27 protein-coding genes and 1 riboswitch are annotated in these 24,621 nt (G+C 37.7%); of the genes, 23 read left to right on the forward strand and 4 right to left on the reverse strand.

Annotated features, from left to right (window positions below; genetic code table 11):
- The first annotated feature begins 122 nt into the window (after positions 1-122).
- The 10 genes from rluB (at position 123) to ACZ9EE_RS25260 (ending at position 11,090) form a co-directional block, all read left to right on the forward strand.
- Positions 123-860: a 23S rRNA pseudouridine(2605) synthase RluB gene (gene rluB / locus ACZ9EE_RS25215; RefSeq protein WP_476031366.1), complete on the forward strand. Its 738-nt coding sequence runs from the start codon at positions 123-125 to the stop codon at positions 858-860.
- Positions 861-958: 98 nt separating this feature from the next.
- Entirely contained in the window at positions 959-1,483 is a 525-nt protein-coding gene (gene resA, locus ACZ9EE_RS25220) for a thiol-disulfide oxidoreductase ResA (protein ID WP_476031367.1), read from the forward strand.
- Between the two features lie 22 nt (positions 1,484-1,505).
- Positions 1,506-3,131, forward strand: coding sequence for a cytochrome c biogenesis protein ResB (resB, locus tag ACZ9EE_RS25225; protein WP_476031368.1), 1,626 nt, complete (start codon positions 1,506-1,508; stop codon positions 3,129-3,131).
- A complete protein-coding gene (ccsB, locus tag ACZ9EE_RS25230; protein ID WP_476031369.1) occupies positions 3,132-4,316 on the forward strand; it encodes a c-type cytochrome biogenesis protein CcsB in 1,185 nt (394 codons plus the stop codon).
- 180 nt (positions 4,317-4,496) lie between these two features.
- Positions 4,497-5,213, forward strand: a complete 717-nt coding sequence (locus ACZ9EE_RS25235; RefSeq protein ID WP_476031370.1) for a response regulator transcription factor — start codon at positions 4,497-4,499, stop codon at positions 5,211-5,213.
- Positions 5,210-6,991: an ATP-binding protein gene (locus tag ACZ9EE_RS25240; RefSeq protein ID WP_476031371.1), complete on the forward strand. Its 1,782-nt coding sequence runs from the start codon at positions 5,210-5,212 to the stop codon at positions 6,989-6,991. Before ACZ9EE_RS25235 ends, ACZ9EE_RS25240 begins: the two co-directional genes overlap by 4 nt.
- Positions 6,992-7,264: 273 nt before the next feature.
- The gene (gene sigX, locus ACZ9EE_RS25245; protein WP_476031372.1) at positions 7,265-7,816 is read left to right on the forward strand and encodes an RNA polymerase sigma factor SigX; all 552 of its coding nucleotides are present in this window, start codon (positions 7,265-7,267) and stop codon (positions 7,814-7,816) included.
- Complete coding sequence (locus ACZ9EE_RS25250; RefSeq protein ID WP_476031373.1) at positions 7,791-8,969, forward strand: hypothetical protein; 1,179 nt, start codon at positions 7,791-7,793, stop codon at positions 8,967-8,969. Before sigX ends, ACZ9EE_RS25250 begins: the two co-directional genes overlap by 26 nt.
- A 177-nt stretch (positions 8,970-9,146) precedes the next feature.
- A complete protein-coding gene (locus ACZ9EE_RS25255) occupies positions 9,147-9,902 on the forward strand; it encodes a peptidoglycan DD-metalloendopeptidase family protein (protein ID WP_476031374.1) in 756 nt (251 codons plus the stop codon).
- 317 nt (positions 9,903-10,219) lie between these two features.
- A riboswitch (FMN riboswitch) is annotated at positions 10,220-10,352 on the forward strand.
- A gap of 162 nt (positions 10,353-10,514) precedes the next feature.
- Positions 10,515-11,090 carry an ECF transporter S component gene (locus ACZ9EE_RS25260; protein ID WP_476031375.1) on the forward strand — a complete coding sequence of 192 codons (576 nt, stop codon included), beginning with the start codon at positions 10,515-10,517 and terminating at the stop codon, positions 11,088-11,090.
- Between the two features lie 97 nt (positions 11,091-11,187).
- On the opposite strand, the gene ACZ9EE_RS25265 is transcribed toward ACZ9EE_RS25260, so the two are convergent.
- Positions 11,188-11,436: a ferredoxin gene (locus ACZ9EE_RS25265; protein WP_098533024.1), complete on the reverse strand. Its 249-nt coding sequence runs from the start codon at positions 11,434-11,436 to the stop codon at positions 11,188-11,190.
- Between the two features lie 260 nt (positions 11,437-11,696).
- Between ACZ9EE_RS25265 and ACZ9EE_RS25270 the strand changes: the two genes are divergently transcribed.
- The 5 genes from ACZ9EE_RS25270 (at position 11,697) to ACZ9EE_RS25290 (ending at position 15,867) form a co-directional block, all read left to right on the forward strand.
- A complete protein-coding gene (locus ACZ9EE_RS25270; RefSeq protein WP_476031376.1) occupies positions 11,697-12,740 on the forward strand; it encodes a YpbB family protein in 1,044 nt (347 codons plus the stop codon).
- Positions 12,731-14,233, forward strand: a complete 1,503-nt coding sequence (locus tag ACZ9EE_RS25275) for a RecQ family ATP-dependent DNA helicase (protein WP_476031377.1) — start codon at positions 12,731-12,733, stop codon at positions 14,231-14,233. Before ACZ9EE_RS25270 ends, ACZ9EE_RS25275 begins: the two co-directional genes overlap by 10 nt.
- Positions 14,234-14,242: 9 nt before the next feature.
- The gene (locus tag ACZ9EE_RS25280; protein ID WP_476031378.1) at positions 14,243-14,851 is read left to right on the forward strand and encodes a lysostaphin resistance A-like protein; all 609 of its coding nucleotides are present in this window, start codon (positions 14,243-14,245) and stop codon (positions 14,849-14,851) included.
- Complete coding sequence (locus tag ACZ9EE_RS25285; RefSeq protein ID WP_476031379.1) at positions 14,844-15,284, forward strand: hypothetical protein; 441 nt, start codon at positions 14,844-14,846, stop codon at positions 15,282-15,284. The genes ACZ9EE_RS25280 and ACZ9EE_RS25285 overlap by 8 nt, the downstream gene beginning before the upstream one ends.
- Positions 15,285-15,411: 127 nt before the next feature.
- Positions 15,412-15,867 carry a DUF2663 family protein gene (locus ACZ9EE_RS25290; protein WP_476031380.1) on the forward strand — a complete coding sequence of 152 codons (456 nt, stop codon included), beginning with the start codon at positions 15,412-15,414 and terminating at the stop codon, positions 15,865-15,867.
- Between the two features lie 32 nt (positions 15,868-15,899).
- Here the strand turns inward: ACZ9EE_RS25290 and ACZ9EE_RS25295 are convergent, their stop codons facing one another.
- Genes ACZ9EE_RS25295 through ACZ9EE_RS25305 form a run of 3 tightly spaced genes read right to left on the reverse strand, consistent with a single transcriptional unit; the run spans position 15,900 to position 16,978 of the window.
- Positions 15,900-16,469 (reverse strand): manganese catalase family protein, encoded by a 570-nt coding sequence (locus ACZ9EE_RS25295; protein WP_235740302.1) that lies wholly within the window; start codon positions 16,467-16,469, stop codon positions 15,900-15,902.
- 21 nt (positions 16,470-16,490) lie between these two features.
- Positions 16,491-16,751 (reverse strand): spore coat protein CotJB, encoded by a 261-nt coding sequence (locus ACZ9EE_RS25300; protein ID WP_476031381.1) that lies wholly within the window; start codon positions 16,749-16,751, stop codon positions 16,491-16,493.
- Complete coding sequence (locus ACZ9EE_RS25305; protein WP_215043192.1) at positions 16,748-16,978, reverse strand: spore coat associated protein CotJA; 231 nt, start codon at positions 16,976-16,978, stop codon at positions 16,748-16,750. Before ACZ9EE_RS25305 ends, ACZ9EE_RS25300 begins: the two co-directional genes overlap by 4 nt.
- 144 nt (positions 16,979-17,122) lie before the next feature.
- Here ACZ9EE_RS25305 and ACZ9EE_RS25310 point away from each other — a divergent pair, with 144 nt between their 5' ends.
- From ACZ9EE_RS25310 to sleB, 8 genes are all read left to right on the forward strand, one after another.
- Positions 17,123-17,755 (forward strand): CBS domain-containing protein, encoded by a 633-nt coding sequence (locus tag ACZ9EE_RS25310; RefSeq protein ID WP_476031382.1) that lies wholly within the window; start codon positions 17,123-17,125, stop codon positions 17,753-17,755.
- 254 nt (positions 17,756-18,009) lie between these two features.
- The gene (locus ACZ9EE_RS25315) at positions 18,010-18,738 is read left to right on the forward strand and encodes a metallophosphoesterase (RefSeq protein WP_476033090.1); all 729 of its coding nucleotides are present in this window, start codon (positions 18,010-18,012) and stop codon (positions 18,736-18,738) included.
- Between the two features lie 74 nt (positions 18,739-18,812).
- A complete protein-coding gene (locus tag ACZ9EE_RS25320) occupies positions 18,813-19,394 on the forward strand; it encodes a genetic competence negative regulator (RefSeq protein WP_476031383.1) in 582 nt (193 codons plus the stop codon).
- A 199-nt stretch (positions 19,395-19,593) separates the two neighbouring features.
- Positions 19,594-20,874, forward strand: a complete 1,281-nt coding sequence (locus tag ACZ9EE_RS25325; protein WP_476031384.1) for a Glu/Leu/Phe/Val family dehydrogenase — start codon at positions 19,594-19,596, stop codon at positions 20,872-20,874.
- A gap of 134 nt (positions 20,875-21,008) precedes the next feature.
- On the forward strand, positions 21,009-21,980 hold the full coding sequence (locus ACZ9EE_RS25330) for a YpdA family putative bacillithiol disulfide reductase (protein ID WP_476031385.1): 972 nt from the start codon (positions 21,009-21,011) through the stop codon (positions 21,978-21,980).
- 6 nt (positions 21,981-21,986) lie between these two features.
- Positions 21,987-22,943, forward strand: a complete 957-nt coding sequence (locus ACZ9EE_RS25335) for an asparaginase (protein ID WP_476031386.1) — start codon at positions 21,987-21,989, stop codon at positions 22,941-22,943.
- Between the two features lie 95 nt (positions 22,944-23,038).
- Entirely contained in the window at positions 23,039-23,728 is a 690-nt protein-coding gene (prsW, locus tag ACZ9EE_RS25340; RefSeq protein WP_476031387.1) for a glutamic-type intramembrane protease PrsW, read from the forward strand.
- A gap of 186 nt (positions 23,729-23,914) precedes the next feature.
- Positions 23,915-24,607 (forward strand): spore cortex-lytic enzyme, encoded by a 693-nt coding sequence (sleB, locus tag ACZ9EE_RS25345; RefSeq protein ID WP_476033091.1) that lies wholly within the window; start codon positions 23,915-23,917, stop codon positions 24,605-24,607.
- Positions 24,608-24,621: the final 14 nt, after the last annotated feature.

The following is a 24,621-nucleotide window of genomic DNA, read 5'->3' on the forward strand; positions in this document are numbered from 1 at the left end:
AGTGGAGAAATTGTGTCATAATTCATTAGGATAGAATAGTGATTTTTTTTCGTGGTCAATTTGGAATAAATCTCTTTACTACTAACAATGGTTGCAACAAATAGAATTTTTGAGGTGAAATAATGGAAAGATTGCAAAAGGTTATCGCTCGAGCTGGAATTGCCTCTAGGAGAAAGTCCGAGGAACTTATTAAAGAAGGCAAAGTTAAAGTAAATGGCAAAGTGGTAACAGAATTAGGCTTGAAGGTATCGCCTTCCGATAAAGTTGAGGTTAATGAAGTGCAGATTGAGAAGGAAGAGCCTGTTTATTTTCTTCTCTATAAACCAAGAGGTGTGATTTCAAGTGTAAGCGATGACAAAGGGAGGAAGGTAGTTACCGATTATTTTTCTCATTTTAAAGAAAGAATTTTTCCTGTCGGCCGGCTGGATTATGATACTTCGGGATTATTAATCTTAACCAATGACGGCGAATTTGCCAATTTATTAATGCACCCTAAGAACGAAATTGACAAAGTTTATGTGGCTAAGACGAAAGGAATTCCATTAAGGGAAAATTTAAGGAAATTACAGAGAGGAATTCGTCTCGAGGATGGTAAAACCGCACCTGCTAAAGTGAAGCTTCTCTCAGCAGATAATAAGAAGCAGACAGCGATAGTTGAGATCGCCATTCATGAAGGCCGAAATCGTCAGGTTAGAAGGATGTTTGAGGCAATTGGTAATGAAGTCATAAAATTAAAGCGTGAACGTTATGGGTTTTTAACACTGGGCGGCTTGAAAGCAGGGGAAGCAAGAGAATTGACACCACATGAGGTGAAACAGCTGAGGGCCCTTGCGATGGACCAGTCGAAGAACAATTCATAAAATGGTCACATTTGGTTTATTGTGTTAACAATATGAATTTGTTGCAAAATGCTATAATTTTAGACAAATGTGTTGGGTGATTTACTGGAGGGGAATGTATGAAAAGACGGCGATTAGTAATAAGAACGCTTATATTAGTTGTATTAGGTGCTGCCGTTGCCTATTCACTTTATGCTAATCTTACAGAAGATACAAAACAAAAAGTTGCGGTTGGGGACACAGCTCCAGATTTTGCTTTAATTGATATGCAGGGGCATAAACATCGTCTCTCCGAATATCGCGGGCAAGGGGTATTTTTAAACTTTTGGGGAACTTGGTGTCCTCCATGTAAGAAAGAAATGCCGTATATCAATAATCAGTACATGCAATATAAGGATAAAGGTGTTCAGGTTTTGAGTGTAGATATTCAGGAACCAAAGCTTGCTGTAAATCAATTTGCCGAACGCCTTGGGTTAAACTTTCCAATCATGATTGACACTGAAAAGGAAGTAATGAATGTTTACGGAATTGACCTTTTACCGGCAACATTCTTAGTGGACAAGAACGGAAAGGTAGTCAAATATTATACGGGCGAACTAACTGAAAACAAGGTAAAGGAATTTATGGAGCAAATAAAACCTTAAGGGACCTGAGGGAGTTTTTACAATGAACGATGTTAAATGTGAATGCGGTCATGTGAATCCGCATGGAACCGTGTTGTGTGAAGCCTGTGGAAAAGTGCTGGATGAACAAGAGCAAAATAATAAAGAACTTCTTGACATGCGCTATGAGGGAAGTGCACGCCGTTCACAAACATACAATAAGACGATTATAGATAAAATTTGGAACTTTTTTTCATCAGTCAAGGTCGGGATTTGGCTGATTGTGATCACGTTACTAGCATCCACCCTTGGAACCATCCTTCCACAAAAAATGTATATTAATCTTCCTCCGGAAGTGTATTATGAGCAGGAATATGGCTGGTTCGGGAAACTATATTACCAACTAGGTTTGCATGATTTATATGGTTCTTGGTGGTATTTATTATTAATTGCGATGATTGGTATTTCTTTAGTTATTTGCAGTCTTGACAGAGTAGTACCACTTTATAAAGCCTTAAAAGCACAAAGGGTAACAAGACATGAAGGTTTTTTAAGACGACAGCGGATTTTTGGTGTGACAGAGCACGCAGACGATAAGGATTTCACTATTATCAGAAATCATTTAAAAGAAAAACGCTATCAGGTTCGGGAAGAAAATGGCGACCTGTTAGCAGAAAAAGGCCGTTTTTCACGCTGGGGCCCATATATTAATCATGTTGGCTTAATTATCTTCTTATTAGGTGCGATGCTCCGATTTATTCCAGGATTTTATGTAAATGAAAATCTGTGGGTAAAGGAAGGAGAAACAGCTGTCGTCCCTGAAACAGGTGAAAAATACTATCTAAAAAATAATAAATTTATACTGCAGCATTATGATAAAAACAAAGATAAAACATTTGAAAAGGCGATCGAGCAAGCGGGCCAAGTCGTTAAAAATTACCAATCGAATGTTGTTTTATACGAACGTGTCAGCAAAAATCTTCCAGGTGAGGAACCGGAACTTAAAAAGCTTAAGGAATATAAAGTCAGAGTCAATCACCCATTAGATTTTAATGGCTATTCTGTCTTTCAGTCATCGTATCGCAGTGAGTTAAAGACAATGTCGTTTGTGCTGGCTAATAAAAAGACAGGCCAGGCGTTTGGAGAAGTGAATATTGATCTTGAGGACCCAAAAGCTAATTATGATTTAGGTAACGGTTATTCCGTAAAGATCATTAATTATTTTCCAGACTTCGAATTTGATAAAAATAACGAGCCATCAACAAAATCAAGGCTCCCTAATAACCCTGCCTTCGTGTTTCAGATGGTTACTCCGGATAAATCTAAACCTGAAACAAGTTTTGTAGCTATTAAACAAACGCTTGAGCCATTGGGAGAAAACACTTATAAAATGGCGTTTCAAGGAATTGAAACCAAAAATGTTTCAGGATTTACCGTTCGAAAAGACTCATCGTTATGGGTGATTATTTTAGGCGGGATTATCTTTATGATTGGTGTTATGCAAGGGGCCTATTGGAACCATCGCCGGATATGGGTTCAAAATAAAAACGGACAAGTATGGATTGCGGCTCATACCAATAAAAATTGGTACGGCTTAAAGAGAGAAATTGAGGCAGTTATAAAAGATACCAAATTTGACATCCCAGAAGATCAACAGCAAAAGGATAATTTGGATAAGGAGGTAGACTAGTTGGCGACATTAAGTAGTAATTTATTATTTATTGCTTTTATTCTTTATTTAATTGCAACATTATTTTACGGGGGATCAATTAAATCGAAGAATGGGCCGAGTGAAAAAACAGAAACAAACACATGGGGAAAAATTGCTGTTTCCTTGACAATAGTGGGTTTCATTTCTCAACTCGGTTACTTTATCACTAGATGGATTGCAGCAGGTCATGCTCCAGTAAGTAATATGTTTGAGTTTACCACCTTTTTTGGAATGGCTCTTGTTGGTGCATTTATTGTTATTTATTTTATCTACAGGACAACATTACTTGGACTCTTTACCATGCCTGTTGCAATCTTGGTTATCGCCTATGCAAGTATGTTTCCAAGAGAGATTACCCCTTTAATACCAGCTTTACAAAGTTATTGGCTTCATATTCATGTGACAACTGCAGCAATGGGAGAGGCCATTCTTGCGATTAGTTTTGCTGCTGGATTAATTTATCTTGTAAAGGCAATTGATCAAACAAGGTCAAATAAACAAACCTTTTGGCTCGAGATTGTGATGTTCACCCTTGTCACGGTCCTTGGCTTTGTGGCAGTTTCATCAGTCTTTTCGGCAATGGGCTTCCACGAAAAATTTAATTGGGTAGATAAGCATGATAATCAGGCGGCTTTGACGTATACGATGCCTGCTATTACCGGTCCACATGATGGAGAATTATTAACAAAGAATGCTTTTAAACCATTAGTTGAAGTACCAGCTTTCATTAACGCCAAAAAGTTAAATACAGTTATTTGGTCGTTAATGGGAGGGTTAATTTTATATGGATTAATTCGCTCTATTTTACGCAAACGGATTGCTGCTGCCCTTAAACCATTTGTGAAAAATATTAAACTCGACTTCGTTGATGAAATTAGCTACCGCTCCGTATTAATCGGTTTTCCTGTATTCACCTTGGGGGCACTTATTTTTGCGATGATATGGGCGCAGATGGCCTGGTCAAGATTTTGGGGCTGGGATCCAAAGGAAGTGTGGGCTTTAATCACTTGGCTTTTTTATGCAGCCTTTTTACATCTTCGTTTATCCAAAGGCTGGCACGGAGAAAAATCAGCATGGCTTGCCGTAATTGGCTTTGTCATCATTATGTTTAATTTGGTTGCAGTTAATCTTGTTATTGCAGGGCTTCATTCCTATGCCGGTTAGGAAAGTGTCCCAAACCAAATAAGCCTTCACTTGTATAAGTGAAGGCTTTTATAAAATCAAGAAATTTTAATAAAAAAATCAAATTGTCAAATTATTGACACACTTTAAAGAGTAATTACCTTGAAAATGTAGCAAAATTCAGTTCCATTTTGTAAAATAAACTCCATGGGGGGATTAATAATGGAAAGAGACATAAAAATATTAGTAGTAGATGATGAAGAAAGAATTCGACGTTTATTAAAAATGTATTTAGAGCGTGAAGAATATATAATTGACGAAGCGGAAGATGGTAATGATGCTTTGTCAAAAGCATTTGCTAATGATTATGATGTTATTTTGCTTGACTTAATGATGCCTGGTAAGGATGGAATTGAAGTCTGCCGTGAGCTTAGAGAAAAAAAGGCTACTCCTGTGATTATGTTGACTGCAAAAGGCGAGGAAATCAACCGTGTACAGGGCTTTGAAGTTGGGACAGATGATTATATTGTCAAGCCATTCAGCCCTAGGGAAGTGGTTCTACGTGTGAAAGCATTGTTGAGACGCTCATCTCAAACAAGTTATTTACAAACAGAAACTACTACAAAAGATGTAATTGTTTTCACTCACTTAACCATTGATAATGATGCACACAGGGTAATGGCTGATGGGAAAGAGGTAAGTTTAACTCCCAAAGAATACGAGTTGCTATATTTCTTAGCTAAAGCGCCGGACAAAGTGTTTGATCGCGAGCAATTATTAAAAGAAGTTTGGCATTATGAATTCTTTGGGGATTTACGAACTGTAGATACCCATGTCAAACGACTTCGTGAAAAGTTAAATAAGGTTTCAGAACAGGCTGCAAGAATGATTGTTACTGTTTGGGGTGTGGGTTACAAATTTGAGGTAATTAATGAATGACCTTTTTACGAAGTGTCGTAGGTAAACTTTGGTTTACCATCATTTTTTTAGTTTCATTTGTACTTTTTATCCTAACAGTGATGCTCCTTGAGCTTTTTCAAAACCACAACATTCTTGAAACAAAGAATAATTTAACCAATACAGCTGAGAAGATTGCTGAGGTATTGGAAGCACATCCCAATGAGAAATTTCCACTAGGGCTAGAAATTTCTTGGGAGATCATTGATGATGTAACCAAAGTAGTAATTGTTAAAAACGATGATGAAGTCTATTATTCTCCGAACACGGAGAAGGATCGAAAGCTATCTTTTGATGATATCAAACATGATCCAGACTTTTTAGCTGTGTTTCACCACAAAAAATCTGTGGATAAGGTTTCTAATTTATCGTCAAAAACCAACAATGAGGATTCGAGTTTTTCCATCATTGGTGTTCCTTTGAATCTCCCTGGTGAAAAAGATGGCGCAGTCTTCATTTATCAATCACTTGAAGTGATGAAGGAAACATCCAATGAAACAACGAAATACATTTTTCTTGTTGCTGGTGTTGCGATTATTTTAACCACTATTTTTGCCTTTTTCCTTTCAACGAGAATCACAGCTCCACTTAGAAAGATGAGAGAAGCTGCTTTTGAAGTGGCAAGAGGAAAGTTCGATACAAAAGTACCAATTTTAACACATGATGAAATTGGAGAACTGGCAACAGCATTTAATCAAATGGGAAGACAATTAAAGTTTAACATGAATGCATTAAGCCAAGAAAAAGAGCAGCTGGCAAGTATTCTTAGTAGTATGGCTGATGGGGTAATTACTTTTAACCGCGATGGCACGATATTAAATACAAATCCTCCTGCAGATCGTTTCTTGCAATATTGGTATTACGAAAAAGGCGGATTTACAAATGATGCTGAAGCCATTCCATCTCAAGTTATGGACCTCTTTCAGAAGTCTTTGGAAACAGAGAAAGAGCAAATGGGTGAAATATCACTTCAAGGGCACCACTGGGTGATTTTGGTTAGTCCGCTTTACAGCAATCGGTTTATTCGAGGGGCAGTTGCCGTACTTAGGGATATGACTGAAGAAAGACAGCTCGAAAAAATGCGGAAAGATTTTATTGCCAATGTTTCACATGAACTGAGAACACCTATTTCAATGCTGCAGGGCTACAGTGAAGCGATAGTCGATGATATTGCTGAATCGCAGGAAGAAAAAAAAGAGATGGCAAGAGTCATTTACGATGAATCCTTGCGTATGGGGCGGCTTGTTAATGAACTGTTGGATTTAGCTCGTATGGAGGCTGGACATATTCATCTCTCTGTGGAAGATGTTAACCTGTCCGCATTTATCAATCGGATTATTTATAAGTTCCAAGGTCTAGCCAAAGATAATGAAATCCAATTGAATTCGGATGTGGAAAATGATGTTTCACCAGTTCTTTTTGACCCTGACCGAATCGAGCAAGTACTGACGAATTTAATCGATAATGCGATGAGACATACACCAAAAGGTGGACAGGTAAAAGTATCCGCTGTTTTAGAAGACAGAGGGGTTAGAATGGAAGTGAAGGATTCCGGCTCTGGTATACCAGAAGAGGATTTGCCGTTTGTATTTGAACGTTTTTATAAAGCAGACAAGGCTCGTACGAGGGGCAGAGCTGGTACCGGTTTAGGACTTGCCATTGCTAAGAATATCATTGATGCCCATCGTGGAACGATTTCTGTTCGAAGTAAAATTGGAAAAGGAACTACTTTTTCCTTCTTCTTGCCACGAAAAAAGTAATATTTACAAAAAATTTGCCGATTGTTCTTGATTCACAAGAAACAAATAAAAGCGGAAGCACCATGACCAGGGTTTTTAGACCTCATAAATATCAAAGTTTAACTACTTGCTCATCATAAAGATGAGCTTTTTTTATGTATATTTCTTCAGCCTATAGGGTAGTAAATTACCTGAGAATATCTTCCTTTTTATCTAAAAAAAGTCTATATTTATATGAGTGAAACTTTCTATATAAACGTATCGACTAATATTAATGAACGGGGAGGGGAATTGATGGACTCCGTTTTCGATGAGCTTTATCAAAAATATCATCATGACGTTTTTCAATTTCTATTTTATATGGTTAGAAATAAGGAGCAGGCCGAGGATCTAGTCCAAGAAGTTTACATTCGGGTATTCAAAGCATATCACCGTTTTCAAGGGAAAAGTAGTGAGAAGACATGGCTTTTTTCTATTGCTCGAAATGTTGCAATCGATTACTTCCGTAAACAAAAGGGGTGGAAGGATCGCTTGCTAGAAAAATTTGATTGGTCAACCAATCAGGTTAGGGATGAGTACCCTATTCCAGAGGAGATTACGATCCAAAATGAACAGATAAAATGGATATACAAATGTCTAGAATTTTGCACGGTGGATCAGAGGTCTGTCATCGTTCTACGATATTTACAGGATTTATCGATATCCGAAACAGCTAAAGTTCTAGGCTGGACAGAAAGTAAAGTGAAAACAACTCAACATCGATCCTTAAAAGTTTTGAAGAAGCATATGGAAATGTCTTGTGAAAAGGAGGGATTAACTAGTGAAAAAGTCAGAGTGGAGCGATAGAGAGCTCGAACAACTATTAAGACAAATGCCCCGAATACATGATCATCGCGATCCTCGTGACATTTACCAAAATATTTCTCTTAAAAGAAAAAAGACTAGACCATGGGTGTTACCAGGCCTTGCTGCTACAGCAGCCTTGCTTCTTTTATTTATTCTATTGCCTAGGTTGATGGGGGGAATCCATTTCTCTCATGAAAGCGCACAAGAAAAATCCTCGTCTAGTGGCAATACAGCTGCACAAAAGGACAGCGGTTCCTTCAAAAAAGAGAATGCTTCATCCGAAGAAGCGGAAACTAGTAAGACTCATCAGGCTGATTTGCTTAAAACGGAACATGTTAAGACAGCCATTTATGAAGATGAAGTTGGTAAAGGAACTGTATTAACCTATTGGGTACCAGATGCACAAGCTCAGATACTCATACCCGTTTCAATCATTGCCAATCAGAGTTCTGGACAATCCTGGCTGACTCTCTATACCGAGTTAATGGCCAATTTACAGGAGGAGGAGTGGGGGCTATCAGACTTCTATCCTCTAAATGCAACTATGAAACTCGAAAAAGATGGAGATACAGTGATAGTGGATGTTCCTTCCGATCATCAATATGGTCAAGGCTCCACTACTGAAACGAATTTTATCGATATTTTACAGAAGGATATATCAACCAATAGCGATTGTAAAAAAATTAAGTTAACGACTAATGGTCAACCGGGTATAGAGTTAGGAAATTTCGGCAGGAAGGAAGAAATCGATGTGGCTGCTCAGAAAAATCATGCCTATTTCTTCTATTTTCCTGAGGGCAGTAATTTACCTTTCCTAACACCCTCTATTGAAACGTATAGTGATATAAATTCTGCTTTTGAAGCAATGAAAACAGATCAATCAATGGGGCTAAAAAGCTCGTTACTGTCTTTACCTCAAATAGATAATGTTTCAATTTCAAATAAAATTATGTATCTTTCATTTGATGTTAACGCCAGTTTACAGGATAATCAGGAATCGATGTTATCTTTCGAGGCTTTACTTTTAACAGCAAAAGAGTTTGGCATTGAAAAAGTTATCATAAAAGATCCTCCCTTATCAAACCTTGGTCCATTTGATCTAACGAAAGAAATTAAAGTTCCAATTGCACCTAATTTACGGAATATACCATAAAAATTCTGATCAACCCGTGTGGTTGATTTTTTTTTATGAATAAAATATGATAAGTCTCCAAATTATAACAAATATGCTCAGGCTCCCCATAAAACTTGCTATTGGTTCGTTCTAAATAGGACCCATATAACATATGGTGTGGAGGAGAGGACTATATACAAGGAGGAAAAGAAAGGAATGCGTGACTACATAAAGAGATTTTTAATTGCCATTATTATGGCGCTTTGTGTCAGTTTATTATTTTTAGGTGGAAAACATTCGGAAGCAGCAGGGACACAAGACACAGGTGTCATCAATGACCACTGGATTTGGCCGGCAGACGGCATCATTTCAGATACATATGGAACAAGGCAGGGAAGGCATAAAGGAATTGATATTGCTGGAAGAATAGATACACCCATCCTCGCGGTTGAGGATGGTGTAGTTGAAAAGTCTTATTATTCAAATACATATGGAAATGTAGTCTTTGTTAAGCATCCAAGTCATTTTGTAACTGTGTATGCACACTTAAATAGACGGAACGTGGCCAAAGGTCAATTGGTCAAACAGGGCGATGTCATTGGAATGATGGGAAGAACGGGTCAAGCTACTGGGACACATCTACATTTTGAAGCGCATCAGCTGGAATGGAGATATGATAAAAAATTTGCCTTGGACCCCGAACAGCTGTTAGGCAAAGCAGATGTTGGAGAATCAGTCCAGGCAGGAATCGCAAGTATTGGCGATTCCGTTTTAGCATCGAGTTCACTGCTGCGCTTACAGCTGAATGACAGTACAAACAGTTCTCAAACGTTGGACAAGTATATTGTCAAAGAAGGGGACACCTTATCCTCTATAGCTCAAAAACAGAATACATCTGTATCGGCAGTTAAAAATCTGAATCATTTAACATCAGATCTTATTAAACCTCAGCAAATACTAATGGTCCCTTAACTAAAAAGAATCCGCAGCTTTAGACTGCGGATTCTTTTTAGTTTGGTTCTGTTAAACGATATTGTTGTTTTTTACACTCTGTTGATTGGAGCGGAAAGCGCTCGGCTCCTGTAGGAGTACGGGGCAGGGGAACCCCACAGGCGCTTTCAGCGCCGAGGAGGCTCTCCTGCACACCCGCGGAAAGCGAGCGCCTGGAGCGGAAATCAACAGCCATATTTAACAGAGCCTTTAGATTAAATGATGCAGTAAAGAGGTTGAAACTTTTTTCTTAACAAAATGTATATTCTTTAGTATAATGAAATCGTAATTTAATATCGATCTATCTTCGGGGCAGGGTGAAATTCCCGATCGGCGGTGTTAGAGCAGTGCTCTTAAGCCCGCGAGCCTTTTGGGGCAGGATTTGGTGTGATTCCAAAGCCGACAGTATAGTCTGGATGGGAGAAGATGGAGGTTCTGCAGACATTCAAAAAATATTGATATATTGAATGTTTATTAAGCGTGCCTTTGTAAAATCCCTCAAGTGATCCTTCTTGAGGGATTTTTTAGTCACCTGGGTCGTCTATATGCTGAACCTCTCTTCCTAACATGATGGATCAAAAAGGAGAGAGGAAAATGGAAAAAAGAAAAAAGTTAAATGTAAGAGCTTATGTTTCAATTGGAATGCTGAGCAGTATAGCCTATTTATTGATGCTATTAAACTTCCCGCTGCCAATATTCCCTAATTTCCTATTTGTCGATTTCAGCGACATCCCAGCGTTGATTGCTGCATTAGTTTTTGGACCGCTTGCGGGAATTTTAGTAGAGTTTTTCAAAAATGTCCTTAATTATCTTGCCACTGGAAGTCAAACCGGGATACCTGTAGGTCATATATCAAATTTTATCGCAGGGATTGTTTTTGTACTTCCAACATTGTTTGTCTATAATAAACTCAAAACTAAGAAGGGTATGACGATTGCATTAGTAGCTGGAACGGTCATCATGGCTGTGGTTATGAGTATCTTAAATTACCTCGTAATCCTTCCAGCCTACACACTACTTATGGGATTTCCAGATATGAGAAATTTAGTCGTTCCTGCCATCCTGCCATTTAATATCTTAAAGGGTGTCATGATGTCAGGTATCTTCATGCTTTTGTTTATTAAAATGCAAACGTGGATTAATAAATTTTCAGTCATAAAAGGTGCATAAAACAACAAGAGCTGCCATCTGGCAGCTCTTGTTGTTTCGCTAATAGAAAACCCCGTCAAAGCAAGACGAGGTGTGGTTAAAGTAGCCTATAGAGATTTTATTCGAACTTAGTTGGGTTGCCCTCAAAAGGCTCGTCAGCAACTTTAATTGAATCTGTTGGACAGCCTTCGAAAGCATCCATCATGTCATCAATTAATACATCTGGAATTTCAACAATTCCCTCATTTTCGTCTAGAGTTACAAATGCAATGCCCTCATCATCATAATCGTAAATATCTGGTGCCGCTGCGCCACATGCACCACATGCGATGCAAGTTTCCTTGTCAACAATTGTATACTTTGCCATGAAAAAAAACCTCCCAGTAAATAACGGATAATATGCTTCCCTGTTTCCTATACAGTTATGGAAACGAATTACTCATTCCTATTGTAAAGCTGTATCGGCAACTTTTCAATAGAAAAATGATATTAGTCAATGGATTGAATGAGATCAATTTGATAAAACTTCTTCATTATTAACCAACCGGATGTACAAAATTCATGTTAAAATAAAATAAGAAAAAATGAGGATTTTTGTCGATTTAATGGGAAAAGTGGTGGGATACGATGCTGCAGTTAGAAACCGTTATTTTATATTGTTTAAAACAACTTAATAACGAGCGAACCATTTATTCTATTTTTCATCTATTAAATGGAAAAAAGTCATCACAAACCATTCAAGATGCCCATCTATTCTCCTTGAAGGAATTTTTTGGTGTATATGAGACGTTAACAAGAGAAGATTTTGAACAAATCACAGAAAAGTTATTCAAAAAGAACTTAATTGCCGGTAGTGGTGAACAAAGGTTCCGCTTGACGCTTTCAGGAATAGAGCATTTAGAAAATACGTCAATGGTGCATTATTTAAACGGGTGGGATTTTCACCCATTTACAACGCTGTTTTGGGAAAGACTGTCGTTTCTTATTCAAGTCACTTCTAATCTCGTTTATGAAGAGGCTAAATACATCCCTATTCAAAAAAATAAAGATGTGCATAATTGGCTTAAATTAATGTTAAAAGAAATAAAGGTGCCTAGAAATGAATTAGGCAGCATTTTATATTCGGAAATACTCGACTGCTTAAACGCGGCTAAGGATTTAGACCCTGCTGCTTTAGTGTTTAGATTAACGGGTTTCCAGCAAATAGGATTAACAGCACTCCAAGCAGCCAGAATACTAAAAATGGAAATTCACGATTATCAGCTTGAATTTGTGAATACACTGCATTATTTAATTCAAAAGATTAAGGAATCCAATTGCTTCAATATGTTACCTTTTTTAATGGGAAATTTAGAGAAGGGTGATGAATTAACTATTTCTGCAAGAAAAACCTGGAATTTTTTGATGCAGGGAATCCAACCTGAAAAAATCGCTGATTTAAGAAACTTAAAATTAAGTACAATAGAAGATCATCTCGTTGAATTTGCCCTGCATCTCGAAAGTTTCTCTATCGATCCCTATGTAGAAAAGGAATTACAATCAAAGATTATTGAACTTTCCCGAAGTATGGGAACAAGGCAACTAAAGCGGATAAAGGATGAATTGAAGGCTGTGACTTATCTTCAAATAAGGTTAGTACTGGCGAAGTATGGTGATGAAAAATGGAATTAGAAATTCTTTTAAAAAAGCACTTTGGTTATTCAACCTTTAAAAAAGGACAAAAAGAGGTTATAACCTCGATACTTTCTGGTTTGCATACATTGGCTATGCTTCCGACAGGAACAGGAAAATCATTGTGTTACCAATTACCTGGCTATATTTTTAGTGGACAGACCTTGATCATTTCTCCATTACTATCTTTAATGCAGGATCAGGTAGAGCAAATGAAGCGCTTAGGAGAGAAAAGAGTTGTTGCGTTGAACTCTTTTCTTTCTTTGGCGGAGAGAAATAAGGTACTTCGTCATTTACGAGATTATAAGTTCATCTTTATTTCCCCCGAAATGTTAAGTGTTCCTTTTGTTATTCGTATTCTGCAGGAGCTTAACATTTCTTTATTCGTTGTAGATGAAGCCCATTGTATTTCACAGTGGGGATTTGATTTCCGGCCGGACTATTCAAAGTTAGGTGATATCCGCAAGAAAATAGGCTCTCCTTTAACCCTTGCACTTACAGCAACTGCAACCAAAAAGGTGCGCGAGGATATTGTAACTTCCCTCGGGCTCGAAAATGATGAAATCATCAAAATAGAATCAACCATTGATCGGCCTAACATAGCCTTCCATTTTGAAAAATTAAATGATTATCACGATAAGCAAAGTCGAGTCATTGAGCTTGTATCACAACTGCAAAAACCAGGTATTATATATTTTTCAAGTAAGAAGGCTGCTGATCAAATGGCGTCTCTCTTAATGGAAAAAGGGATTTGCCAAGCAATGGCCTATCATGGGGGATTGGATGCAACTACGAGAGTATTGATTCAACAGCAGTTTATTCACAATCAGCTGGATGTTGTATGTGCCACAAGTGCGTTTGGTATGGGAATTAATAAAGAAAATATTCGTTTTATTATCCATTATCATATGCCGATGCAGATTGAGTCGTATCTGCAGGAGATTGGAAGGGCCGGGCGGGATGGGCTCCCCAGTGTTGCCATTCTTTTATATGCACCAGGTGATGAGAAGCTTCCATTTCAACTTGTCGAGGGGGAGTTGCCATCTGAGCAGCAAATCGATTGGTTATTTACAAATTTAATCAATCAGCATATGCTAAACGATGGTGTAATTGAATTAAATCAGGAGTTAAGTACACTCGGCGGGTTTTCAGAAATCCAATGGCGAATCATAAAGGAATATGTAAATCATCCAGACCCCCAGATTAATAATCTTGAGATGTTAAAAACTTCACTGAAAGAGTTTGTGCGGGAAAGATTTCAACTCAAGCTTAATAATATCTTCTATATGAAAAAATTGGTTGATGCCGAAACATGCAGACGTGAATTTATTTTACAATATTTTGCGGAAGACAGGTTCCAAAGGATTCCTTGCTGCTGTGATATATGCGGCGTAAATTTAAGTGATTACCAATCATCTGTAAATACACCATCCATACAGACTCGTGAAGAGAACTGGAAGGATTACCTTGCCAAAATTCTAATTAAATTGTGAGTTGAGTGAATGAAAAGAAAGTATAATCATATAATCACAGAGTTAACAGATAAAGAGCTGTTATATCACTTATACCTTACGCAAGTTATCCTTTTAGTTATTTCGTTCATTTTGGGAGCCATTTTATTTGACCATTTTTCTTATCTACAAAATATTGATTTGAGAGATTATCAAATTCTTACGATTGGTATTCCCGCAGGAGTAATCATTGTGATAGCTGATATTTTGTTAATGAAACTGCTGCCTGCTTCCTATTATGATGACGGGGGATTAAATGAGAGGATTTTTAAAAACAGACATGTATTTCATACGTTTGTCATTGCTTTTTTTGTAGCGTTCAGTGAAGAATTGCTTTTCAGGGGAATTATCCAAACAAAGGTTGGTCTAATTATGGCAAGTATTATTTTTGCCGTTATTCATTATCGATACCTCTTTAACTGGTACCTCTTTTTAAATATTATCCTGTTAAGTTTTTTGATTGGATTTATTTACAAATGGACTGGCAATTTAGCAGTGACCATTATGATGCATTTTGTCATAGACTTTCTTCTGGGAGTATATATAAAATTCAGACAGACAACAGATGAAAAGAACAGGGAGGAGCAGCTCTGTGAATAAAGAAGAACCATACAGAGACCAAGCGGAACGTTTAAAACAACGGATTCAAAAAATAAATGAAAAAGTGGATGGTGACAATGAAAAACTGCCGCCAAGGGAGCAGGTCCACAGACAAAAGAAAAAGAAAACAAAATGGAAGGTTAAATATCCTGTAATCCGGCTATTAGTTTTGTGTTTTATTCTCCTTCCCATTATCATTTTTAGTGTAATTTCTTATCGGGATAGTGGCGGGAAAGTCAATGGAACACAAAAAACTTCTGGGAGTTCAGTCGGATATGAAACCATTAATCTTGAAAAGTCTAATCCCGGTAATGGAGATACGAGGGATGAATCATCGAAATCCGCTCAAGATGCCGGAAAGTTAACGGCTCCAGAGGAAAAAAGTGTAGAAACTTCTACACAGGTTGAGCAGCCAGCGGATAGTTCAAAATGAAAATATGGTCAATTACTCAAAATACCTTTAACAATTAGCCGATCTTTGATCGGTTTTTTTTGTTTTAACAACATAATTTTTAGGACAAGAACATAAATATATATATCGAAATAGGGAGGGGACAACGATGGATACAGCAATTCAACAACTTGATTATACCGATCAGGCAACCAAGCAAATGTTAGAGAATGTTAGAAAGAGAAAGAAAAAATTTGATGATATAAAAATGTGGCATTATTTATCGGTTTATGCAACACTCTTTTTTGCCTTTATATTTACTGTTTATTTCTATATAACTTTCGTAAAACCATTTTCCTTTTCCTTTTTAGCTATGTTGTCAGCGGTACTAAATGATACGGTTGCTGTCTACCTGTTAGCATTAACAATTGTCGGGTTTGGGGCAATGAATTTGTTAAAACAGCAAAAGGAAAAGAAGGAAAAGGAATATCAAGAGTTAAGATGCGAGATTGTTGATCGAAGCAAAGATTTATGGAAGAAGGAAGAAGAATGGAGGAACCGCCATATTGTTTTTGAAATAATGAAAAAGCAATATGATATTAACCTATACCACGAAAAAAAATAAGAAGCAGACCTTTAGCTGCTTCTTATTACCAATTAAAAGATTTTCTTTTTGCCCTGCTCTTCTTTTAAGATTTCGACGGCCTCACGGAAACGTTGCGAGTGAATAATTTCTCTTTCCCGTAAAAATCTTAATCCATCGTTTAAATCTGGATCATCACTTATATTAATAATCCATTGATAAGTAGCACGCGCCTTTTCTTCAGCTGCAATATCCTCATAAAGGTCTGCAATTGGATCCCCTTTAGCTTGAATATATGTGGCAGTAAATGGAACACCTGCGGCATTATGATAGAATAATGCTTTGTCGTGGTCAACATAATGATCCTCAATGCCTGCAGCTTTTATCTGTTCAGGTGTAGCATCTTTCGTTAATTTATAGACCATAGTAGCAATCATTTCAAGATGAGCAAACTCTTCTGTTCCAATATCAGTAAGAAGGCCGATTACCTTGTCAGGAATTGTGTATCTTTGGTTTAAATACCTGAGTGCTGCTGCTAATTCTCCATCGGCACCGCCGTATTGCTCAATCAAATACTTAGCTAATCTTGGATTACATGAACTAACCCGAACAGGATATTGAAGTTTTTTTTCGTAAATCCACATTGGATGAAATCCCTCCCATTTTTAAACTTGCCATGGCCATGGTGCATCATCCCAGTTCCAAGGATATCCAGAGTAGCTGTTTCCAAATTGCTGTAAAGGTCCAAACTGGCTCTCAAATAATTTTTTTATTCGTTTTCTTTCCTTGGCATAATGATTAAATTGATTGATAGCTTCTTGGTCATCATTATGTGTATCTAAGTACAAGGTTAACTCTACTAATACAAAGTCGACAGCCTGAAGCTGTTCCATTAGTTGATAATATTCCTCAGGAACTTGCTTCATTGCGGGAGTCCCCCTTTACCTGGTTCTAGCGGGCTGAACCAAGGATCATAAAAGGCTTTCCACAATGTCCCTGCCCTAAGTGCTTCAAGTGGTGTAAATTGCGGTAAATTTGGCGGCTGAAAGCCCATATATAAATTGGGTGGTGTGGAATATGCTTTTTCAAGGATTGGTGGACAAGGATCAAACGGACTAGCGTAGGGATGATAGGTTTTAAAATGTGTATTCATAGTCGCCCTCCCTTAATTCGGTATCAATTAATCTTATGAGAGTATTTCCGTTACATGACATAAATCTTTAATAATAAGAGGGGTTTTAATGGAATTGTAGAAGTATAATAAGAATATAGGACTATTTTTATGAGGTGATGGCCAGTGTTTGTTAAAAATATTATGATCCCGAAGCATGAATGTTTTACCACACAAGCTGATGTAACCCTTAAGGATGCACTGGAGATGTTAGAGAAACATCAAATTGATGGGCTCCCTGTTTTAATCGGTAATAAATATGCAGGTGTTGCAACAAGATTTAATATATATGAAGGTTTTTTTAAGTCCGGCAAACAAAAGGAAGACTATCTAACATCAACAGTGGTGGGGGATATTGCATCCCATGAGGATAAGTTTTTGCTAGGTCGAGAATTATTTGAAAAGACACTTCTTGACTTGAAGGATTTCCCTTTATTAGCCGTGGTTGATAAAGATAAAGCCTTCCTTGGTGTAGTCACACGATCCGATTGTTTAACTTCGTTTGAAAGTGCATTTGGTGTTAATCGACCGGGCGTAAGAATTGCTTTTACGTCTGTTGAGACGGAAGGACGGATTGCTAGGCTATCAGAAATTGCCCATCAGTTCCATGAGCACATCATCTCCCTTGTTACATTCGATGAAACCGATAAGCTTGTACGCAGAATTGTGATGAAGATTGAAAAGAAAGACAATATTGACAGGTTTACTAAGAAGCTCGAAGAACACGGCTTCCGTATTCTGGATATCCATGAGGACTAAAAAGCAATGGAAAGAAAGGAAATCCTTCTCATACACTGTATGGGAGGGATTTTTTTTAGCTATTTACGGAATATATCGATCTGCTTAGTTTTTATACTCTTATCCCATTGGTCTAAGAGCACACCCTTGTCTTTTTAAGTTTAAGTCTTCTTTATGGTATGATTTCGGTAGAACTGTAAGAGGGGGAGAACAAGTTGATTATTTGGGGGGCAATCGTGTTATTGTTATTAGGAGGTATCTTTCTCTTCTTATTTATGTTGAGGGAGGCCTTTTTAAATAAAGTGGTAGAGCAAGAGATAACCTTTCAAGACTTTCCTGATTCGTTTGGTAAAGTGACCATTTTTTTTATTTCAGATATTCATAGACGGGTTATTTCAGATTTCATTATTGAGAAGGTAAAAGGGGAAGCCGACATTGTTATAATCGGAGGAGACCTAACAGAAAAAGGGGTATCTTTTCCACAAGTAAAGGAAAATTTATTGAAATTAAAACGAATTGGTCCTGTTTATTTTGTCTGGGGAAACAATGATTACGAAGTGGATTTTCGTAAATTGGATGCGATATTACTCGATTTAGGGATAAAAATCTTGGATAATACAGCCGTTACTTTTGAGTCAAATGTTGGGGATAAATTATCTCTCTTAGGAGTCGATGACTGCAGCCAGGAACGGGATCGGCTTGATTTAGCCCTTATGGATGCAGAGGAGGGTAGTTTTAAAATATTAGCTAGTCATATTCCAACGATTACAGATAAGATTCTGCCTGAGCATCAGATTCGGCTGGTGCTGAGCGGACATACTCATGGCGGGCAAATACATATTTTGGGGTATAGCCCATATGCAAGAGGAAGGTTAAAAAGGCTTAAAAATACAATGCTGTTAATAAGTAATGGCTATGGAACAACGACTGTGCCCTTACGGTTAGGAGCTCCTGCAGAAACTCATCTTATTACACTTAAACGAGGATTAGAAAAGATGGGCTGAGATAGACAATTCACCAATGGTCCCCTGCGGCATACACTGAAAACAAGAGTTACGTCACGGCAGGGGGCAAAAGCATGCGCTTAGAACGCTTAACGGCCAATAAAATTAAAATATTTTTAACCTCTGATGATTTATTTGAAAGAGGACTTTCAAAAGAGGATATTTGGAAGGATTCAAGTAAATGGAATCAGCTCTTTCATGATATGCTCGAAGAGGCAAGTGAGGAATTTGATGTTGATATCCAGGGTTCTGTAGCTGTAGAAATTTTCTCCCTTCAGGCTCAGGGAATGATTTTAATCGTTACCGTTGATGAAGTAAAAGACGATGAAGAATTATTGTACGATGGTTATATTGAAATGCAGGTTAGAGTTGAAGGCTGTGAAGCTCTCTTATATGAGTTTAATGAATTTGAGGATCTAGTTGGTCTAGCTAAAAGACTATCTATTGTTGACATTTATGGTGGAAGTCTTTATGCGATGCATAATCGCTATTACCTTGTAATGGATAATGTTGAAGCTGACCAAAAAGAAAAGGCTGCATGTATTTTATCGGAGTTCGGAACCCCATCTATTCTAAGTCCATACGTTCTTGCTGAATACGGCAAACCTGTGATGAAACAATGTGCTGTTGAAACGATACTCCATTTTTTTAAGTAACTTATTTGGATCCATACTAAAGGGGCAGACGCCCCTTTATAAAGTCTTTTAAACCTCCATATTTTGAAAGCTTTGTATTTTAAAGCAGCTTTTACAATAAGATTTGGTCTTGTTTTTTCTTTGCATAAATCGATTAAACGTGTATACTTGTCACTGAAAGAAGACAACATTCGTAAAGCATTTTCTAGGAGGATTTCAAATGGTTGCCGAAAAAGCAAATGGTCAAACTAATCAAGAGGGAGAGCAGCACGATGTGTTGAAATCAACACAGACAGTTATACATAAAGCCCTTGAAAAGTTAGGTTATCCTGAAGAAGTATATGAGCTCTTAAAGGAGCCATTACGTTTGCTGACAGTCAAAATTCCAATCAGAATGGATGACGGTTCTATTAAAATATTTACTGGATACCGTGCACAGCATAATGATGCAGTCGGACCAACGAAGGGCGGTATTCGTTTTCATCCTAATGTAACTGAAACAGAAGTGAAAGCCCTTTCAATTTGGATGAGCTTGAAATGCGGGATTGTAGATCTCCCATATGGCGGAGGGAAAGGCGGAATTGTCTGCGATCCACGGGACATGTCTTTTAGAGAGCTTGAAAGACTTAGCCGTGGCTACGTGAGAGCAATCAGCCAAATTGTTGGACCAACAAAGGATATTCCCGCTCCTGATGTATTTACTAATTCACAAATTATGGCCTGGATGATGGATGAATATAGCCGAATTGATGAGTTCAATTCCCCGGGATTTATCACAGGAAAGCCACTTGTATTAGGAGGTTCGCATGGAAGAGAATCTGCAACTGCAAAAGGTGTAACCATCTGTATCCGTGAAGCTGCTAAAAAGAAAGGCATTCATATTGAAGGAGCTAAGGTAGTCGTTCAAGGTTTTGGAAATGCAGGAAGTTATTTATCAAAGTTCATGCATGATGCTGGTGCAATCGTAATCGGTATTTCAGATGCTTATGGTGCGCTATATGATCCTAATGGTCTAGACATTGACTATTTATTAGATAGACGGGACAGCTTCGGCACCGTAACCAAATTATTCAATAATACGATTACGAATAAAGAATTACTTGAGCTAGATTGTGACATTTTAGTGCCGGCGGCTATTGAAAATCAAATTACAGCTGAAAATGCTCATAATATTCGTGCGAAAATTGTGGTTGAGGCTGCCAATGGTCCAACAACCTTGGAGGCAACAGAAATTTTGACTGAGCGTGGTATTCTGCTTGTCCCAGATGTATTAGCATCAGCCGGCGGCGTTACGGTTTCATATTTTGAGTGGGTTCAAAATAATCAGGGTTATTATTGGACGGAAGAAGAAGTAGAAGAAAAACTAGAAAAAGTTATGGTCAAATCATTTAAGAATATTTATGATACTGCGCAAACTCGCAGAGTGGATATGCGGCTTGCTGCCTATATGGTCGGAGTAAGGAAAATGGCAGAGGCCAGCCGCTTCAGAGGCTGGATTTAACCTGATTGTACGATCATGAAAAGTTTTGTTTGTTGAAACTAAATAAAAAATCTCCTATCATGTTACGGTAGGAGATTTTTTTTGTAGAGAAATACCCCTTTTATATATATATTCATTTTAAGGAGCTGGCCTAAATGCAAATTGAAGATATCATTATTATTGGCGGGGGTCCCTGCGGATTAGCAGCAGCGATTGCCTTACAAGAAATTGGGAAGAAGCCATTAATTATCGAAAAGGGGAATGTCGTAAATTCCATCTATCATTATCCAACCCATCAAACCTTTTTTAGTACAAGCGAAAAATTAGAAATTGGCGGGTTTCCCTTTGTGACAGATAGTTACAAGCCCAAACGTAACCAGGCCTTAGTGTATTATCGCGAGGTTGCTAAGCGTAAACAGCTGCGGATTAATGCATTTGAAACGGTGATAGATGTCTCAAAAGAAGAACAACTATTTCAAGTTAAAACAGATAAAGATACTTATCAAAGTAGTTATATTGTTATTGCAACGGGTTATTATGATCATCCAAACTATATGAATGTACCAGGAGAAAACCTTCCAAAAGTATTCCATTACTTTAAGGAAGCACATCCCTATTTCGATAAAGATGTTTGTGTAATCGGAGGAAAAAATTCAAGTGTCGATGCAGCACTTGAACTTGTAAAGGCAGGAGCCCGTGTAACGGTTTTATACCGAGGAAAAGAATATTCACCAAGTATAAAACCATGGATTCTTCCTGAATTTGAATCATTAGTCAAAAATGGGACGATTGCAATGGAGTTTGGGGCAGATGTAATAGGATTTACCGAAAATCAAGTTATGTATATAAAGGATGGGGAACAAAAGACAATACAAAATGATTTTGTCTTTGCGATGACCGGATACCATCCTGACCATGAATTCCTAGTGAAGATGGGGATAAGAATGGATGAAGAATCCGGCAGACCTTTTTATAATTCTGAGACAATGGAAACTAATATCAGTGGAATCTATATTGCTGGGGTCATTGCAGCAGGAAATAATGCAAATGAAATTTTTATCGAAAATGGTCGTTTTCATGGCGGTCAAATCGCACAATCTATACTAGAAAAAGAAACTAAAGGGTGATAACTGATGAAAAAGGTAGTTTTATTAACAACAGGGGGAACGATTGCCAGTAAACCAAATAAAACCTCTGGTAAATTAGCTTCCGGAGCTATAACAGGGGAAGAATTGGCTGCGATGTGTAATTTACCTAATGAAATAGAAGTGATTGTGGACTCTGTCTTTCAAAAAGCGAGTATACATATTACATTTGACGATTTAGTCTTTTTAAAAAATAAAATTGAGGATTACTTTAAAGATGAGTCCGTTTCTGGTGTCGTTGTCACCCATGGGACTGATACGATGGAGGAAACTTCCTATTTTCTTGATTTAACCATTAATGACCGCCGGCCTGTTGTTGTCACAGGCTCGCAGCGTTCACCGGAGGATTTAGGCAGTGATGTGTACATTAATTTGCGCCATGCAATTTATTCGGCTTGTTCGCCTGATCTACACGATGTCGGCACTGTCGTTGTATTTAATGAACGAATTTTTGCAGCCAGATACGTAAAAAAAGAACATGCCTCTAACATTCAGGGTTTTAATGTCTTTGGGTTTGGCTATCTTGGAATTATTGATAATGACAATGTCCATGTTTTCCAAAAACCGATTAGAAGAGAATACTATCAATTAAAATCCCCCATTCCGGATGTAGAAATTATTAAGTGCTATATTGGGGCAGATGGAAAATTTATTAAGGCTGCCCGAGAAGCAGGTGTTTCTGGAATCATTCTTGAGGGAGTGGGAAGAGGTCAGGTAGCTCCGAAAATGATGGAAGAAATCGAAAATTCCATAAAAGCAGGGATCAAAATAGTGATTACTACCAGTGCTGAAGAGGGTGCAGTCTATACAACTTACGATTATGAAGGTAGTGCATATGACCTTTATAAAAAAGGAGTTATCCTTGGAAGTGATAATGATTCTAAAAAGGCAAGGATGAAATTGGCTGTTGCGATGGCAAGCAGCATAGAAAACATCAACTTTTAGGGGTGAGTTTTGTCGGCCATTGGAATGAATCTTTCATTTTCTTTACGTGCTATACATGGTACCATTAAGAAAAAGGAATGGAAAAGAGGTTCAGCATGCTTGGAATATTATCGGCCGGAATTGCTCCAGGTTTGGCCTTATTAAGCTATTTTTATTTAAGAGATGAATATGAACCAGAGCCTGTTTCCTTTGTTTTTCGGACATTTTTGTATGGAGTCCTGCTAGTGTTTCCCATTATGTTTATCCAACATGTTTTGGAAACAGAGCATTTATTACAATCCGATTTATTAAATGCCTTTTTTGGTTCAGGTATTTTAGAAGAGTTTTTTAAATGGTTTATCCTTTTTTATCTTATATATCAGCACGTCGAATTTGATGAACCGTTTGATGGAATTGTTTATGGGGTAGCCGTTTCTCTTGGTTTTGCTACTGTAGAAAATATCTTTTATTTAGTGGCAAATGGAATAGAGCATGCGATGACTCGTGCCCTATTACCTGTTTCTAGTCATGCTCTATTCGGTGTTATTATGGGCTTTTATCTAGGAAAAGCAAAGTTTACGAAGGATCATAAAGCAAGATGGATTTTATTATCCCTGTTGTTGCCCATTATATTGCATGGTTCCTATGACTTTATTTTAATTTCACTTGAAAACTGGTTGTTTATTATATTTCCATTTATGATTTTCCTTTGGTGGTTCGGATTGCGAAAAGTAAAAAAGGCGAAAATTTTAAGTGCAAACCATTTTAAAAAATATCCGGAACATAAGGCACAAGCACCTGTTTAACCACCTGATTATACCTTTAAAAACCCTTCACACATGGTTGAAGGGTTTTTTTTCTGCATGAACTGGAATAAAAACACCAATAAAACAAAAAATAGACTTAATGCTAAAAAGATTCATAATGGGGGTTATTATTCCATGCTAAAGAAAAGCATCTTCAGATTCTTCATCTTAATCTTTTCATGTACCATGATATTTTCTTCTTTAGAAGGCCAAAAGGTATATGCGTTTTCGAATCAGGTAATTCAAAGAGGAGCAGTAGGTGAGGATGTAATCGAGCTGCAATCCAGGCTCAAATATATCGGCTTCTATCATGGGAAAACTGATGGGGTATTTGGATGGAGCACGTATTGGGCGTTACGAAATTTCCAATATGAATTCGGTTTACCTATTGATGGAATTGCAGGTGCGACAACAAAAGCAAAATTAACAAAAGCCACGAAATATAACAAACAAACAGCACAGAAATCAGCGCCACCCAAGGCAGCAGCAAAAAAGTCGACAGCCTTAAACACACCAAAAGGTTACTCGCAAAATGATATCCGATTAATGGCCAATGCTGTTAATGGTGAGTCAAGGGGAGAACCGTATATCGGCCAGGTTGCAGTTGCTGCTGTTATTTTGAACCGTGTCAACAGTCCATCGTTTCCTAACACAGTTTCCGGGGTTATTTTTGAACCGGGGGCATTTACTGCAGTTGCCGATGGCCAAATTTGGCTGACTCCAAATGAATCCTCTAAAAAAGCGGTAATAGATGCCATAAATGGATGGGATCCAACGGGAGAGGCATTGTATTACTTTAATCCAGCTACGGCCACCAGCGGATGGATTTGGGGCAGACCGCAAATAAAACGTATTGGCAAGCATATTTTTTGTAAATAGAGGGGTGAGCTCAA

This window comes from Bacillus sp. URHA0034 (assembly GCF_056280405.1).